General features: G+C 31.9%; 14 protein-coding genes. 5 read left to right on the top strand and 9 right to left on the bottom strand.

From position 1 onward, the window contains the following. Positions 1 to 41 precede the first annotated feature (41 nt). From KEC48_RS09175 to KEC48_RS09185, 3 genes are all read right to left on the bottom strand, one after another. Positions 42 to 1,109 (bottom strand): hypothetical protein, encoded by a 1,068-nt coding sequence (locus tag KEC48_RS09175; protein ID WP_211962023.1) that lies wholly within the window; start codon positions 1,107 to 1,109, stop codon positions 42 to 44. Between the two features lie 69 nt (positions 1,110 to 1,178). Beyond that, positions 1,179 to 1,457, bottom strand: a complete 279-nt coding sequence (locus KEC48_RS09180; protein ID WP_211962024.1) for a hypothetical protein — start codon at positions 1,455 to 1,457, stop codon at positions 1,179 to 1,181. Positions 1,458 to 1,465: 8 nt separating this feature from the next. Continuing rightward, a complete protein-coding gene (locus tag KEC48_RS09185) occupies positions 1,466 to 2,329 on the bottom strand; it encodes a DegV family protein (RefSeq protein ID WP_211962025.1) in 864 nt (287 codons plus the stop codon). Between the two features lie 101 nt (positions 2,330 to 2,430). On the opposite strand from KEC48_RS09185, the gene KEC48_RS09190 reads away from it, so the two are divergent. The 3 genes from KEC48_RS09190 (at position 2,431) to KEC48_RS09200 (ending at position 4,190) form a co-directional block, all read left to right on the top strand. Next, positions 2,431 to 3,027: a YigZ family protein gene (locus tag KEC48_RS09190; RefSeq protein ID WP_087357761.1), complete on the top strand. Its 597-nt coding sequence runs from the start codon at positions 2,431 to 2,433 to the stop codon at positions 3,025 to 3,027. A gap of 96 nt (positions 3,028 to 3,123) precedes the next feature. Then, the gene (locus KEC48_RS09195) at positions 3,124 to 3,684 is read left to right on the top strand and encodes a manganese efflux pump MntP family protein (RefSeq protein ID WP_211962026.1); all 561 of its coding nucleotides are present in this window, start codon (positions 3,124 to 3,126) and stop codon (positions 3,682 to 3,684) included. A gap of 53 nt (positions 3,685 to 3,737) precedes the next feature. Further along, on the top strand, positions 3,738 to 4,190 hold the full coding sequence (locus KEC48_RS09200; RefSeq protein WP_211962027.1) for a dUTP diphosphatase: 453 nt from the start codon (positions 3,738 to 3,740) through the stop codon (positions 4,188 to 4,190). Positions 4,191 to 4,336: 146 nt separating this feature from the next. On the opposite strand, the gene KEC48_RS09205 is transcribed toward KEC48_RS09200, so the two are convergent. Both KEC48_RS09205 and KEC48_RS09210 read right to left on the bottom strand, forming a co-directional pair. Further along, positions 4,337 to 4,573, bottom strand: a complete 237-nt coding sequence (locus KEC48_RS09205; RefSeq protein ID WP_087297048.1) for a hypothetical protein — start codon at positions 4,571 to 4,573, stop codon at positions 4,337 to 4,339. Then, positions 4,567 to 5,802: an ISL3 family transposase gene (locus tag KEC48_RS09210; RefSeq protein WP_249191337.1), complete on the bottom strand. Its 1,236-nt coding sequence runs from the start codon at positions 5,800 to 5,802 to the stop codon at positions 4,567 to 4,569. The genes KEC48_RS09205 and KEC48_RS09210 overlap by 7 nt, the downstream gene beginning before the upstream one ends. Between KEC48_RS09210 and KEC48_RS16205 the strand changes: the two genes are divergently transcribed. Both KEC48_RS16205 and KEC48_RS09215 read left to right on the top strand, forming a co-directional pair. Continuing rightward, positions 5,689 to 6,021 carry a hypothetical protein gene (locus KEC48_RS16205; RefSeq protein ID WP_249191397.1) on the top strand — a complete coding sequence of 111 codons (333 nt, stop codon included), beginning with the start codon at positions 5,689 to 5,691 and terminating at the stop codon, positions 6,019 to 6,021. The genes KEC48_RS09210 and KEC48_RS16205 overlap by 114 nt on opposite strands. A gap of 867 nt (positions 6,022 to 6,888) precedes the next feature. After that, a complete protein-coding gene (locus tag KEC48_RS09215) occupies positions 6,889 to 8,223 on the top strand; it encodes an ATP-binding protein (RefSeq protein WP_211962029.1) in 1,335 nt (444 codons plus the stop codon). A 106-nt stretch (positions 8,224 to 8,329) separates the two neighbouring features. Here the strand turns inward: KEC48_RS09215 and mfd are convergent, their stop codons facing one another. From mfd to KEC48_RS09235, 4 genes are all read right to left on the bottom strand, one after another. Then, positions 8,330 to 11,761 carry a transcription-repair coupling factor gene (mfd, locus tag KEC48_RS09220; RefSeq protein WP_211962030.1) on the bottom strand — a complete coding sequence of 1,144 codons (3,432 nt, stop codon included), beginning with the start codon at positions 11,759 to 11,761 and terminating at the stop codon, positions 8,330 to 8,332. 13 nt (positions 11,762 to 11,774) lie between these two features. Continuing rightward, on the bottom strand, positions 11,775 to 12,329 hold the full coding sequence (gene pth / locus KEC48_RS09225; RefSeq protein WP_211962031.1) for an aminoacyl-tRNA hydrolase: 555 nt from the start codon (positions 12,327 to 12,329) through the stop codon (positions 11,775 to 11,777). Positions 12,330 to 12,338: 9 nt separating this feature from the next. Next, on the bottom strand, positions 12,339 to 14,435 hold the full coding sequence (gene pulA, locus KEC48_RS09230) for a type I pullulanase (RefSeq protein ID WP_211962032.1): 2,097 nt from the start codon (positions 14,433 to 14,435) through the stop codon (positions 12,339 to 12,341). Between the two features lie 172 nt (positions 14,436 to 14,607). After that, positions 14,608 to 16,275, bottom strand: a complete 1,668-nt coding sequence (locus KEC48_RS09235; protein WP_211962033.1) for a Na/Pi cotransporter family protein — start codon at positions 16,273 to 16,275, stop codon at positions 14,608 to 14,610. Between the last annotated feature and the right edge of the window lie 400 nt (positions 16,276 to 16,675).

Raw genomic sequence — 16,675 nt, forward strand, 5'->3', positions numbered from 1 at the left:
AAACACTTTTTTTGATTTTTTCATTAAAAAAAGATTTTGCTTTATACAAAATCTTTTTGAAATGGCTGATAAATACCTTTTCCATAATAAATAGATGGTTCATAGAGGATTGGATAAAGATTCCAGTTTTCCTCAAGAATCCATTGAAACCATTGTCCTTGATATGACATACAATAGATACAATACATCATTCCACATTGATATTCTACAGCTTCTTGATAATGAGTTAATTGAAAATGATACTTTAAAAGTTTCAAAATAATCTCTGAATCTAAAAAATGATCCTGTATGCCAATCACTTTAAGTAAAACTTGGCTATGCTTTTTAGATATTTCATGTTCTTTAAGTATTTGCATTGCATGATGATAAGATGCTTTTGATAAAGATGAACTCAATTTTTGAATAGTTTGCCATTTTTGATGGTCCTGTAATAACTCATATATGATTTGACAATCCTCATAAGACACATAAATAACGGTTTGAAACCATAATGTTCCCTGCTTTTGAATAGTTGGTCTATCACTTTGATAAATCCAGTAACCACCTAGATATTCTTGTTGATGTTTTTTTCCAGCTAAAATACAATCAGCAAAGCCAAAATGCTCATCTTTATATTCTTGTCCGGCACCATTTAAAGCATAAATGACTTGATGATGATATTCATCAACCATTTGTTGCCATGATGAGGATAATTTCTTTTCATCTAAAATATAAGGATATTGGGCTGTTCCATTTCCTCTCAACAAAGTATCTTTAAATTCATTGATTAAAAAATCATTTTGTTTTTGATGGAGATGTTTTCGTTTTATCAACATTACAACAACCAAAACAAGTAAAACAATCATCATGATGACATCAAAAATCATAGGAACAATCTGAGGATTTGTTGTTATACCAATGATCCGTGATATCAAAATAGTAAATATCATGAAAAAATGAATAAAACAATATAAGATAGTCTCTCTAAAATATAAAAACATACAAAAATAAATAATCCATAAAAAGAGATGAATACCATTCATATATGAAAATGAATATTCCATATTGGCTAAAAAGGCACATAAAAGCGCTCCTATATATTCCAATAAATAATGCCATCTTTTATCCATATGTACCACTCCTCTCTTACATTATAACAAAGCACAAAGATAAAAAAAAAAGAAAAGCCAGGATTTATCCTAGCTTTCATTGAGTTGTCTTTTTAATTCTTCAATTTTATCATTGTATTCACCAATATGACGATACATTTCCATAACCTCATCATCAATAACACCAGAATCATGAATTTGTTGATAATAGTACTTTCCTAATTCACGAAAAACATCATCACGATCTGATTCCAAGTTTTTCATCTTTAATTTTAACTTAGCAGTCCCTGCCAGTTCCTGTGTTTTATCAATTGCTTCTTCTGTAAACTTCGCTGCTTTCTTTGTGAAATCATCAAATAAAGGCATCATTCTTCCTCCTATCCTATATATTTTTTAATATATTGAACACCGATACCACCAACACCCATATGAGCACCTACGACTGCTGGAAGTTCTCTTAATTCCAGTTCTACTTCACCAATTTTATCTAAAATCATCTGTTTAACATCTAAAGCAGAACTTTCACATAACACATGTTCAATTGTAATTTTATACTCTTTCGCATTAACACCTAATTCAACCATACGATTAACAAGTGTTGCCTTTGCTTTAGAAAGGGTTCTTACTTTACCAAGAACATCTATCTTTCCACCTAAATCATAATTGAGTTCCATAACTGGAACAATTTTCAACATACCAGCAAGTAATGCTACAGCTGGTGTAATACGTCCACCTTTTTTCAAATGTTCTAAATTAGGAGCCATGATAATTGTTCCAGAATGTTGAATCATGTCTTCAAGAATCACTTGAATTTCTTTGATACTTTTTCCTTCTTGAACTAGTTTGGCAGCAGTAAAAACCAGATATTTTTGATTCCCTGCTGTCCCTTTTGTATCAATTAATGTGATTGGAATATCAACCATCTCAGCAGCAACTTTCATTCCATTTAAAGTTGATGATAAGCCAGTCGCAATAGGTAAACCAATCACTTCATCATATCCTGCATCCTTGATTCTTTGTAAAATATTCACAAGTTCACCTGTTGATGGTTGTGATGTCATCACCATAATATCTTCTTTTTCCATTGTTTCAAAGACTTCTAAACTTGTTATATCTTGTTGATCTAAATATGTATGATTTTTCATTGTAATACATAAAGGAACAATATATATTCCTTGATTTTCATATTGTTTTAATTCTATTTGGCAACCACTATCAGCTAATATTGCAATTCGAGTCATTTTACTCTCCCTCTTTCTCGCAGTTAATTTTCTCTAACTATTATAACACTTTTGACAATAAAATGAAATCATATATAATAAAGAAAGAAAGGTGTGACCATATGATATCCGTAGAAAATTATACTACCCATACTCTAGTCATCAAAAAATCAGAATTTATTTGTCATTTGATTCCTTGCAGTCAAATTGAACAAGCCAAACAACTCATTGAAAAATACAGTGATCCTCAAGCGACACATAACTGTGTTGCATATATCATTGGAACACACGAACGTGCATATGATGATGGTGAACCCTCTGGAACTGCTGGGATGCCTATGTTGAATGTATTAAAAATGCAAGGTTTAACAAATATCATCGCTATTGTCACTAGATATTTTGGTGGCATTAAATTAGGTGCTGGTGGCTTAACACGTGCTTACAGTCAAAGTGTCTCTCAAGCATTAAAAGAAGCTAAAATCGTTGAAAAAGAGCCTGTTGATTTATACACAATTACTATTGATTATACTTATACACGTAAATTTGAACATTTATTAAAAGTCCAACATATACAATGTATTGACATTCAATATTTAGAACAAGTCTGTTATCAATGTTATATCAGGGATTTAGACTTTTTAAAACAGATTCAAGAATTGACAAATAATCAGTTTGAAGCACATAAAATCGGCACTGATTACATCAAAAAAGACGTTTGACACGTATATAGATACTTGTTATAATTTGGAAGTGATGAAAATAAAAAAGACTTGTCTGTTTTTTACAGCCTGTCTTTTTTATTACAAGGAGGACATATGGGTTTTTTAGAAATATTGATTATTGGTATTGGTTTATCAATGGATGCCTTCGCAGTAAGCATATGTAAAGGATTATCAACCAGAAAACTTCAATTAAAACATGCTCTCATTTGTGGTGGCTATTTTGGTTTTTTTCAAGGTTTCATGCCTTTACTTGGTTATCTTCTAGGCATTCAGTTTAAAGATAAAATTGAAAGCATTGACCATTGGATTGCTTTTATTTTATTAGCTTTGATTGGTATCAACATGATTAAAGAATCATTTGAAAATGAAGAAAGCTGTAATACAGAATTTTCACCTAAAATCATGATACCCCTTGCTATTGCAACATCTATTGATGCCTTAGCTGTTGGTGTCACTTTTGCTTTTTTAAATGTTAATATTTTCATAGCGATTTCCATCATTGCTATAACAACTTTTATCATTTCAATGGCTGGTGTTAAAATTGGACATGTCTTTGGTATGAAGTATAAAGCCAAAGCTGAAATCGCTGGTGGTATCATTTTAATTTGTATGGGATTAAAAATTTTATTGGAACATCTTCATATTTTAGGTTAATCATTCAAATTTTATTCATATTGGAGTATGATAATAATAAGGGGTGGTAAAATATGAATGATGTCGCTAAACTCTATCAAGTTTATGTCAACAGAGAAATTCAAACAGCAAAAAATGAGATCCTGAATACAAAAAGAATCAATCAGAAAATCCTTGCTTTTTTACATGATTTATCAGAAGTTTCTTTAGAATCTCGCTGCTATTTATTTTGGGAAAAAGAAGAACCTATCAATCATCAACAACTATTAGAAAAATATCTTGAAGGTTTAACAATGTTGATGTCAATAGGTTATGAACTTCGTATTGATAGTATTAAAAATCATACAGAAATTCCTGAAAATTTAGATATCTATTCTTTATTCTTTAAAATTCATCGATCTATTTTAAATGTACAAAATCAATATTCTAGTGATGATTATCAAGATGCAATTGATGATTACTTCACTTTAGGTTTTCAATTAGGTATTGATATTGATGAAATCATTGATAATTATCAAAATGATTAGAGCGATACGAAATAACTTTTTATGAGTTATTTCCTTAAGCTCTTTTTTTGTACTAAAATGTTATATTTTATGGTAATCTAAAATAACACGGGGTTGTGGGGTTTTGGATTATAAGAAATTGTGGGAAGGCTGTTCTTCCCACAATTTTAAAACTGTATAGGAGAATCATAATCTGATGATGGGTCATGGTTCTTTTTTTCTGCTTTTTCTATCAGTTTATCTAACTTCAGATTGATTTCCTGAGTCAAGTCATCCAGTTCATCTGCATATTCGTATATCATATTGAGTCTGTATAGTATGTCTTCCAGCAGACGTTGTCTGCTGATAATGCTTACATCATGATTGTCCACAATCAGTGTATAAATCTTTTTTCTTGTCACCATTCTGTAAAATCCCCCTTGTTTTTGATTGGATACAGGTGATATGTTGAGTCTTTATTGAGACTGTACATGATTCTTGTCTTGAAACGATGCCAGTTGAGGTATCCGTTTGAACTGTGTTTCAGCAGCTTGATGGATTTGTTTCTGTTTTCAATCAGGCCGTTTGATATGCGTCTTCCATTTGCCGGCACAAATGAATTCACAATCTCATATTTCCATTTGACCAGTGTATTCCCAAAATCCATCATTTCCTTGATCTGGGAATTCCTGAAGGATATGATCAGCTCTTCTATGTTCTTCAATGCGTTTTTTTCATTGGATCTGCTGTAAAATTCATCCAGCTCATATTTAAGATCATAGGCTAGATCCAGTACAGGGTCATGTCTGACCATGAACTCAAGGATATCATAATAGTTGTAATACCCCTCAAGGGTATGATTGTATATCTTCTTTTCGTTAGGGTCGAATATTCTATTGTCATTGGAGAAGAGCATCCAGTTGAATTTCTTTAATGCATAGTAATGCTTGGATGCTTCCTTTAACTCAAGCTTTTCAGTCTTGGTTTTTTCTTTTTTCTTCTCAAGATATTTTTTTCTGGAATAATACTTATTCATGACATCGATTCTCACTCTGTCAATTTTTCTTCCAAATTCCTGCTTCACATGAAAATGGTCGGTTGCACATATTGCATTTGGAAACACGATTTTCGATACGATTCTGTATGTTTCCCACATGTCAAAGGAAACAATTTTGACATTCTTCCTTTCCTCAAGAGGAATGGAGAAGAAATAATCCATGAGTGTCTGCTTTCTTCTTGACGGAAGGACATCGACAATATTTTGTGTTTCGAAGTCGACAAGAACGCATACGTACTTACTGTGAGCAGACTTGAATGCATAGACCTCATCTATCAGCAGATACTCAGGCAGAGGTCTTCTTGATATGGAGACAAATGAGTCAAATACATGTGCAGCTGTTGTCTGGGATATGTGGTATCGTTCGGCCACATCCCTGAATGTCATGTTTGGCTTTCTCAAATCCTCCAGGATATTATATACAGTCGCCAGAGAGATTCTTGAGCCAGCAACGGTAAAGGGATTGGACTCCATAAATGTCTTATGGCATTTTGGACATCTATATCTGCGAGCTCTGTAATTGATGATGCATTTCTTGTTTGTCAGTATGGAATGGTTGATATGCTTGACACTATAGTCCTTGACTCTGTCTGTCATGTTGAGGCAGACAGGACACTGGTGGGGCTTCTTCTTCAGTGTCACATCAATATAGATACCATCCTTTTGATGATGGATATCGAATGTTTCGATATCCTTGTCCTCGATATTGAAGAAAACAAGGAAATCATTCTGGGAAATGATGCAGCTGGACATGGTCGTGGTATTATCACACATCGTCATCACCATCCAAAGCCAATAGAATCTGTAATTTCATAAAACATCCCGTCCTTTCTTTTTCTACATCTTCATGATAGAGGAAATGGAAGCAGAAAGACATAAAGGTCATGTGGTTTGAAAAGAGAAATACAGTTTTCTGGAAAATTTCTTATAGATGAGCAGTTCATCTATTGGGCAGTTGCCAAGCTTAACGATGAAATAGTATATGTGAGACAGTTCGATAATAAGATGATCTGTTGAATCAGAAAGAATGGAAACAATATCATCGAAGGAGACAGCAGATAGGAAAGGAATCATGGGAAAAAGAAGCAGCGCATGAGTTTTGCCGCAATGAGGGCATATGACTCTCTGGATGTTGATGGAGCTGTCCTTGAAGTTTCTTTTATAGTAGCCATGAACAGACAAGCCTCTATGAGAGCATTTTGGACATGACAGAAGAGACAAATCCAGTGAAAAGATAACATTGGAATAATTTTTTTGATTAATGGTATTGATTTTTCTGCTGGTTTTTAATATTATCATATTGTCGTTAGGACAAGATGAGACTCAACTTTGGTCGGGAGGGTTTCATCTTTTTTTCTTTCTATAGATTTCAGAAGATATATCCTGATAATACCATTATAGAATTTCCCGTGATTTTAAACCAGCATAAGAGAAAACAAAAAAAGAGATTTCCCGTAAAACTTATTCGTTTTGGGAAACCCCGTGACTTCTTAGACTATCTATTTTATTTCATATGGAAATCTATTAATTCAACAGTTTTCTGATTATAATTGGAAAATTGTGATAAATAATAGAAAATATTGTTGGAAAAATGTGAATATAAGGTATATAAATAGCTGGAAAAATGTGTGTATCTCATTGAAAATAGCCTAAATTTTGTGATGAAATGAATTTATGAAAAGGATGAGAAGAAAAGTTGATGAGTTTCTAGAGGACTGGAAAAAATCAGAAGGAAAATATCCTTTAATTATAAAAGGAGCACGTCAAATAGGTAAAACAGAAGCCATAGAACATTTTGCTAAAAAACATTATAAATCTGTTATAGAGATTAATTTTATTTTACAAAAACAATACAAAACTATATTTGATGACAGTTTTGATGTTGACAAAATCATAAAAAATATTTCCCTTATGAATCCTGAATTTCAGTTTATTGAAAATGAAACACTCTTTTTCTTTGATGAAATACAGGATTGTATCAACTGTGCGACAAGTTTAAAATCCTTTCATATAGATGGGAGATATGATGTTATTTATTCTAACTCTCTCATGGGAATCAATTATCAAGAAATTGAATCTAATAGTGTTGGTTATAAGCAGGATTATGAAATGTATTCCTTAGATTTTGAAGAATATTTATGGGCTAAAGGATATAGTGATGAGCAAATTGAAGGTTTTTATCAGAAAATGCTTCATATTCAGGCATTATCAACTGTAGAATACAATGTTCTTTTTGAAAATTTTAGAGAATACATGGTATTAGGTGGAATGCCAAGAGTTGTTTTTACTTTTGTCAATCAAAAGAATTATAGTGGTACACTTCAATTACAAAAACAACTTTTACTAGATTATGAAGAAGATATAACAAAATATGCTGGAGGATTAGACAAAGGAAGAATATTAGATGTTTATAGAAAAATCCCTGTGTTTTTAGGAAGTGACAATAAGAAATTTAGAATTTCTAAAATAAAAGGAAATGCGAGAAATAGGGACTATATCGGTGTTGTTGATTGGCTATCAAATGCTGGAATCATTAATGTTTGTCATTGTATGGAAGTCCCTGAATTACCATTGAAAGGGAATTATAATCCTCATAACTACAAGTTATATTTTGGAGATACCGGTTTATTAATAGGTTCGCTAGATGAAGAAGCTCAAGAAGATCTTCGTGTCAATAAGAATTTCAATACTTATAAAGGTTCAATCTATGAAAATGTTGTTGCTGAAATGCTTGTCAAACAGGGATATGAACTCTATTTCTATAAAAATAAAAAAAGTACCATTGAAATGGATTTCATGATAAGAGATAGTCAATCCTTAGTTCCGATAGAAGTGAAAGCAAATGATCAAGCAACAATATCTCTTAATAAAATGATCAAAGATGATCAATATTCAGATATTCATTATGGAATCAAGTTTGCAAACAAAAACATTGGATTCAATGGACATTTCTATACTTTCCCTTATTTTTTAGCTTTCTTTTTGAAAAGATTTCTAAAAGATAGAAAAATTCAATAAAACTTGTTATATAAAAACGGAATCATTGTTTTGATTCCGTTTTTTAAGTTATCATATTGAAAGATATAACTCTTATCCTAATCGTTGACTATTTTTTAATATCAAATTATTGTTCATTCATTTTCTTTAATTCATTCAATAATTCTATTGTATGTGGTAACCATTTTCCAGTTGTAGAAATGACAATGACAATTTCATTTTTAATATATTTTAATTGTGGTTTGTCATATAAACGATTGACTAATTCAAAAAGCTGATCACCTGCAACATGTGAAGAAAATTCCTGTGTCAGCATTAATTGAACATCATTACCCGTTTCCTTGACCTCATCAATAAATGGTTCAGTACATAAGATTTCATATTGACGTTTGAATACAATATTTTGAACTTCTCTTGGTAATGTTCCATATAAATCCTTTAACTCACTTTCAAGTGCCTTTAACTGTGTTAAATGCTGTGCTTTATAAATACGTTGATACAGATTTAATTTTTCCATATCATTTTCTACATAGTTTTCTGGTATATAACCATCTACTGGAACATTTTGAACTGGTACTTCCTGTTCTTCTTTTTTCTCACCCGTTTTTTCATCAATGGCTTCCTGAAGAATCTTCATATACATGTCAAATCCAACTGTATCAATAAAACCAGCCTGTTCTCCTCCTAGTATATCGCCTGATCCTCGAATCGATAAGTCACGCATAGCGATTTTATAACCACTACCTAATTGAGCAAATTCTTTGATTGCTTTTAAACGTTTCGTTGCTTCTTCATTCATTTGTTTGTTTTTCGCATATAATAGATAAGCATAGGCTAAACGTTCACTACGCCCCACACGTCCTTTAATCTGATACAATTGAGATAATCCAAAATGATCTGCATTTTCAATAATGATTGTATTTGCATTAGGAATATCAATTCCCGTTTCAATAATCGTTGTACACACAAGAATATCATATTCATGATCAACAAATGACTGCATGACTTTTTCAAGTTCATCCTTACTCATTCTTCCATGTCCAATTCCAATACGAGCCTGTGGCACTAATCTGGCAATTTCATTAGCAACACTTTCAATATTGGCAGTCTGGTTATGTAAATAGAATACTTGCCCTTTTCTTCCTAACTCTCTTTCAATCACTTGTTTCACTAATTGTGGGTTCTTTTCCATGACATAAGTCTGAACTGGCAAACGATTTAATGGAGGTGTTTCAATTTGTGATAAACCACGAATCCCCATTAAAGACATTTGCAAAGTTCTCGGTATGGGTGTCGCTGTTAAGGTCAAGACATCAATTGTTTTTCGTATTTCTTTAATCTTTTCTTTTTGTTTGACACCAAAGCGTTGTTCTTCATCAATACATAACAATCCTAAATCTTTAAATACAACATCATTAGATAAAATACGATGTGTTCCTACTAATAAATCAATTTTTCCCTCTTTCACATCTTCTAAAATCTGTTTTCTTTGTTTGGTAGAAGTAAAACGATTTAATAAAGCAACTTGAACAGGGAAATTTTCAAATCGTTTGATCATCGTATGATAATGCTGTGAAGATAATATTGTTGTTGGACATAGAAAAGCAACTTGCTTACCACCTAAAATAGCTTTAAAACAAGCACGTAAAGCAACTTCAGTTTTTCCAAATCCCACATCTCCACACAATAATCTATCCATAGGACGAGGCATTTCCATATCTGCCTTAATTTCTTTAACAGCTTCTTTTTGATCTGGAGTTAATTCATATCCAAAGCATTCTTCAAACTGTATCTGCAAAGCATCGTCTTTTGGAAAAGCAAAACCGGGCTGTTTCATTCTTTGAGAATAAATTTCAATTAAACGATCTGCCAGATCATCCACTTTCTTTCTGACTTTTTGTTTCGCCTTTTGCCATTCAGTACTATTTAATGAATGAATCTTTGGTACTTTTCCATCTCTCGATGCGTATTTTCTGACTAGCTTAAAGTTTTCTACAGGTATGTATAAAGTATCATTTCCTTTATAAGCAATATATAAATAATCTTTCTTAGAACCTTTAACTTCCAATGTTTTAATTCCCATGTATTGTCCAATCCCATGAATATCATGAACAACATAGTCACCAATATTTAATTCCGTATAATCATTAATAATTTTAGCATCTTTATATTTAATATAACCTTTTTTCTTTTGAGTATTGACTTTAAATAATTCTTTTTCTGTCATTAAGACAACATGTTCTTCACAAAAATCAATCCCTGTTGAAAGTTCCCCCATATAAATATTAATACCTTGATAAATATGATCATCATGACCAATCAAAGTATAACTCAGTTGGTGTTGTTCTAGTAAATCCGTCATCATTTGAATCTGATGACTATTTTCCAGACACATTAAAATGGTATTTTGAACTAAATAATCTTTAATCTGTTGAATCAGTTGTGCTTCATTTAATAAAGATAATTGAACTTCTCTAGTGAAAAAGACAATTTGTTTTTCATTTTCTCTAAAATCTAGAAAATCTATGTCTGATTTCGTTAATAGTGAAGGTAATTCATGATATAAAGAAAGTCCTTTAACCATTTTCCCCATACTTTGTAATTCATGAGAATAATAAAATGTTTCTTCTACATATTGATGATAGACAGTTTTTATTTTTTCTTGGCTAGATGTTAAAATCAGAACATCATCAAAATAAGAACGTAACGTCGTAGATGTTGGAAACAATCCCATATATTGATACAGACGGGATGTACTTTGATGATTTTTAATCGCTTCTATATCAATAGAAATGTCCTCATCCAGTTCATCTTGATACTCTTCACAATCTGTCTGTTCTTTCATCATTTCTATCTGTGAAATCACATTTTCAATATCCTGATCATCATAAAGAATATCTGTAGCTGGTAAAATCAGAACATCTTTCACGTTTTCTAAAGAGCGTTGCGTGTTCTTGTCAAAGAAACGTAAACTTTCAATTTCATCATCAAAAAATTCTATACGAATAGGATTATCATATTGAATAGAATAAACATCAATAACTCCACCACGTTTAGAATAATAGAAAGGTTCATCCACCCTCTGTATCATCTGATAACCACTATATATCAACTTTTCTCTTAAAAAAAGTGGATCAATCGTCATTCCTACTTCTAAATGCAGAGTATGTTTTTTAAAGATTTGAGGATGTGGTAAATAACGTAAATAACTTTGGGTATGACAAATCACAACAAGTGGCTGTTGTGAAGAAATCTTTGACAATGCATGAATACGTTCTCCTACAAGTTCTTGAGAAGAAGCCAGAGCTTCAACACGCAAAGATTCATCACATGGAAAAAAGACAACTTTTTGATGAAGCAAAGGGTAAAGCTCCTGATATAAAAGTTGTGCCTGATATAAACTATCTTTAATAACCAGCATCATTTTTGGGCAAGTGAAAAAAGCACTAGCAATAAGAATCGCCTCATCACTAGCGTGAGATACAACAATCTCGCCTTTTCCTTTAAGCATTGCAAGATATGCTGGATTATTTTTCAAAATCTGAATAATCTTCTTCATATCTTATCATCTCCTAATTATAGGCATTCATAGCAGCAGTAAAATCTTTATCAAGAATGGTTATGACAGCCTCTTTTGCATCTTGAATTCCTTTTTCAATCATTGGCTGCTGCTCCTTTGTAAAACGCCCCAAAACATAATCAACAACAGGTATATAAGCATGTTTATCAATGCCCACTCGAATACGTTTAAAATTCTGTGTCCCCACATGAGCAATAATGCTTTTCATCCCATTATGCCCTCCAGCACTGCCACTTTGTCTTAAACGTAATTTTCCAGTTGGCATGTCCATATCATCATAAATCACAATTAAATCATCAACATCTATTTTAAAATAATTCATGACTTGAATCACAGATTCACCGGAATTATTCATATATGTTAATGGTTTTAATAATATGACATCCTCACCTTGATACTTCACTTTGACATATTCACCTTTAAATTTCTTTGTGTTGATTGATACATGCCAATAATCTGCTAAAGCATCCATCACCATAAATCCTACATTATGTCTTGTCAATGTATATTCTTTGCCCGGATTTCCTAATCCAACAATTAATTTCATAAACAACTCCTATCTTACTAATATCGCACAACAAACACCATTGACATCTAGATGATGATCTAGTATTTTACCTTTTTCACTATGATATAGAAGTGTAAAACCATCTTCTACCTCAACAGAAATCGTTTCTAAAGAAGCATTAAAATAAATGATAAAATCTTTATACTCACCATCATTTTGATGCAATGAATATTTAATCATACGATGATCAATATTTTCTGTTTTGACATTTTTACGTATCATATCATAACTTCCATATCTAAAACAAGGATTATTTTTTCTTAAATGAATTAAAAACTGTACAAACTGTGTTGTATCAATTTCCATATCCTTACGGTTCCAATCCAAAGCATTGACTTGATCTCCCGCATTATATGTATTGGAAAGACCACCTTTTGTCCTAAAAAACTCCTGTCCACTATGCAAGAAAGGAACACCCTGTGATAAGATAACAGCAGCCATCATTAGACGAGCACGTCTTTTTCGCATTTTTTCAGACTCATCATAATTAGAAATCTGTAATTTATCATAACATGTTGCATTATCATGACATTCTACATAATTAATTGATTGCGTAATTTTCGCAAACATATCTAGATTACATATAGCTTTCATTGCATCATTTGTTTTATACGTATCACCAGAAAAATATCCTTTTGTTTCCATCTGGTTTGTTCCTCTTAAAGTATCTCTAAAGAAATCATTGAAGAAACCAATATAAGGTGTCTTATGATTATTTTGAATGGTTGTACGCATGGATTCATCTAATGCTGTTGCCATATTCCACCCTTCTCCATAAACAACAAAGGATGGATCTAAAGCTTTCCCTTGAGCATCTACAAGTTTGATTGTTTCTTGATCAATAATCCCCATTAAATCAAAACGGAAACCATCAATACCATATAAAACCTGCCAACGTTTACACATATCTAGAATATATTTACGACACATTAAAGCTGTTGTATTTAAATCATTACCACACCATGAGCCATTAGATAGTGTTCCATCTTGATTTCTTCTAAAGAAATAATGTGGAACCGTTCTTTCTAAAGCATTGATATTGACATCATGCATATGATTAAACACAACATCCATGACAACACGAATACCACGTGAATGTAAAGCTTCAATCATACGCTGAGCTTCTGTAATACGCATATATCCATCATCTGGATCTGTAACATAACTTCCCTCTGTCACATTGTACGCTAGAGGATCATATCCCCAATTATAAAGTTCTATAGGATTCTTTTCATCCACTGTCGCAAAATCAGCAATTGGCATCAACTGTAAATGAGTAATTCCCAGACATGATAAATAATCTAATCCTGTTGGATTACCACTATCTGTTGATGTATTGAGTTCAGTAAAAGCTAAAAATTTTCCTTTATTTTTCATTCCACTTGTTGATGACATAGAAAAATCTCTGACACTTGTTTCATAAATAATCATATCAGTCATTTTTTCTAATGGTGGTAACTGGAAACGACGACATGGAACGGTATTTAAATCAACAATGATACTCGCATGTCCATTAGAAGATGAAGAATAAGCATAGGGATCCAATGTCACTTCATAACTATTTGTATGACGAATCAAATAAACATATTGTTCTAACTCTAAATCTTCATGAACTTCAACAAAATATACACCTTTCTTTTGTCTTTTCATTGGAAACAATTCTGTTTCCCCATTCCACTTCATGATTTTTAAAATTACACCTGTCGCAAGTGGTGCCCATACTTTAAATGTTGTTTTTTCTTTTGTATATTGGCTTCCTAAATCATCACGATCATAAAAATATAATTCATCAAATTGCTCACAAAGAGATAATCTTGAAAAGTCAAGAAAACAGCTTAATCCATAAGCATCAACAACCTTATAAACTTTTCCCATTGTAAAATTGGTATGAAATACATATTCCTGAAATCCGTCCTGACTACTATTATTCAACGAATCTCCATTCAGTGGTATCAATTCATCATTTTCAATATTTTTAATATAAAATTGGCTACTAATGCCATTATAATATCCTTTAGATAAGTAAACTCTAATCTCATCAAAAGCAACTGCATAAGCTTTCATCCTTACTGCACTTTCTTCCATATAACCATCCTTTCTCTTTAACACGACTATTAACCATTCCAAGTATAACATAAACAAATCTAAAAAACTATCAAAGAATGTAACCCCTTTACTTTTCTTGTTTAGGTTTGATACTTTATATCAATTGTCATATAAAAAAACAAATATACCTTTCAATAGGTATATCTGCTTTTTATTGATGTTCTATCATCTTCATAGCTTTCATTGCTTCTCTGGCTTTATAGAAACCTTCGGCTATGTTCAATCCATGATCTCCAATTCTTTCAAAATCTGTAAGAATCTTTGTATAGACAACACTGTTCTCTGTTGTACATTTTTTATCTTTTAACCTCTTAAGCTGATTCACTGTAAACTGATGATGTGTCTTGTCTATGTTCTCTTCTATTACATCAACTTTGTCTACAATGCTACTGAACTCATCATAGTTCATGATTCTCAGCTCATCTAGTATATTGACACAAAGACTGCTCATGATTCCTATCTCATCCATGGCTTCATGTGAGAATCGTCTGTCTTCACTTTGAAGCAGCTCGGCCCTTTGAGCTATGTTCACCGCATGATCTCCAATTCTTTCAATGTCTGATGATATCTTCATGAATAAACCAATAGCCTGTGATCCTTCTATTGGAAATTCTGTTGAAATCGCATTTGTTGTAAAGTCTACAATATTTTTATTGAGATAGTTGATATATTCTTCATTCTTTTGTAGCTTTTCATATTTGTCTTCCTTGAACTCTATCAAAAGTTCAAATGATTTTCTGACATTATCAATTGCTACATTCAACATGTTTTGTGTTTCATTGAATAATTGTGTATTCGCTATTGCACTTGTCCCAATATGATAATCATTTGTAAAGATACCAAAATCCAGATATCTCAACTGCATCTTTCCTTCCAGTTCTGGTTTTTCTGGTAAGATAATAAATGATAAATCAACCAGCTTTTCACCAATAGGTAATAAAATGATTGTTGTAACAACATTAAAGACCGTATGAACATTAGCAATTTGAGCAACAACATTTGTTGGTGTCAATGATGCCATAAACGATGCAAATGGTGTCAACATACTAACAATCACAAAGATAATTGTTCCAATGATATTAAATGATAAATGAATGATTGTTGTACGTTTCGCATTACGATTAGCACCAATTGAAGCCAATACAGCCGTGATACATGTTCCAATGTTTTGTCCAAATAAAACATAGATTGCTGATGGGAGTGTGACAACGCCACTCATCGCTAAAGCCTGTAAAATACCAACTGATGCTGAAGATGATTGAATGATTGCTGTAAAGACTGCCCCCACAAGAATACCAATCAATGGGTTCTGGAAGTTTGCAACAAGACTCGCAAATTCTGGAGAATCACGTAAAGGTATCATCGCCGTTGACATCATTTCCATTCCCATAAATAAAATACCTAAACCAGCAATGATTTCTCCAAAAGCATCAAGTTTCTTGCTTTTAAAGAATGCTATCAAAACAACCCCAACAAAAGCAATAATCGGTGCTAATACTGTAATATCCAAGGCAATCAGCTGCCCTGTAATGGTTGTTCCAATATTGGCTCCCATAATCACCCATACAGCATTTTTCAACTGCATCAATCCAGCATTCACAAATCCTACTGCCATAACTGTTGTTGCTGAAGATGATTGCATAATCGCTGTCGTTAAAGCACCAACTATTGTTCCTAAAAAACGATTTGTTGTCAATTTTTCCAAAATTGACTTCATCTTATTCCCGGCAGCCAGCTCTAAACCATTTGACATCATTGTCATCCCATAAAGGAATAAAGCCAAACCACCTAACATTGAGAATATATTTGTCAGTTCCATCTGTTCCTCCTATTTACATACAAATAAAACTTAACATAATCTTAATATATTGTAAACATAATTTTAACATTTCTAGACAATAAATGTTGATTATTTGTACATAAAACAAAGCAGGGACAATAACTGCTTTGAATATTCCTTTCTAAAAGAATATTATAAAATATATGAGTATATAAATAATTTTCCTTTTGACTTTTATTTGTCTTTCATTAGATAAACCATAAGCTTTTTTTGAATATGATAGCTTTCATTTTTTAATAAGTTATTTAATGCACTATACTAAACTGTATTATCTTTTCCAGACTTCACCCTCCACAATGAATGTAAATATAGTTTATAGAATTAAAATTTTCAATAATATTAGCTATATTTTTTCATGACTTTTCAATTTTTTAGAAAT

The organism is Clostridium sp. C1, assembly GCF_018223625.1.
In the GTDB taxonomy this organism is placed as follows: Bacteria; Bacillota_I; Bacilli_A; order Erysipelotrichales; family Coprobacillaceae; genus Allocoprobacillus.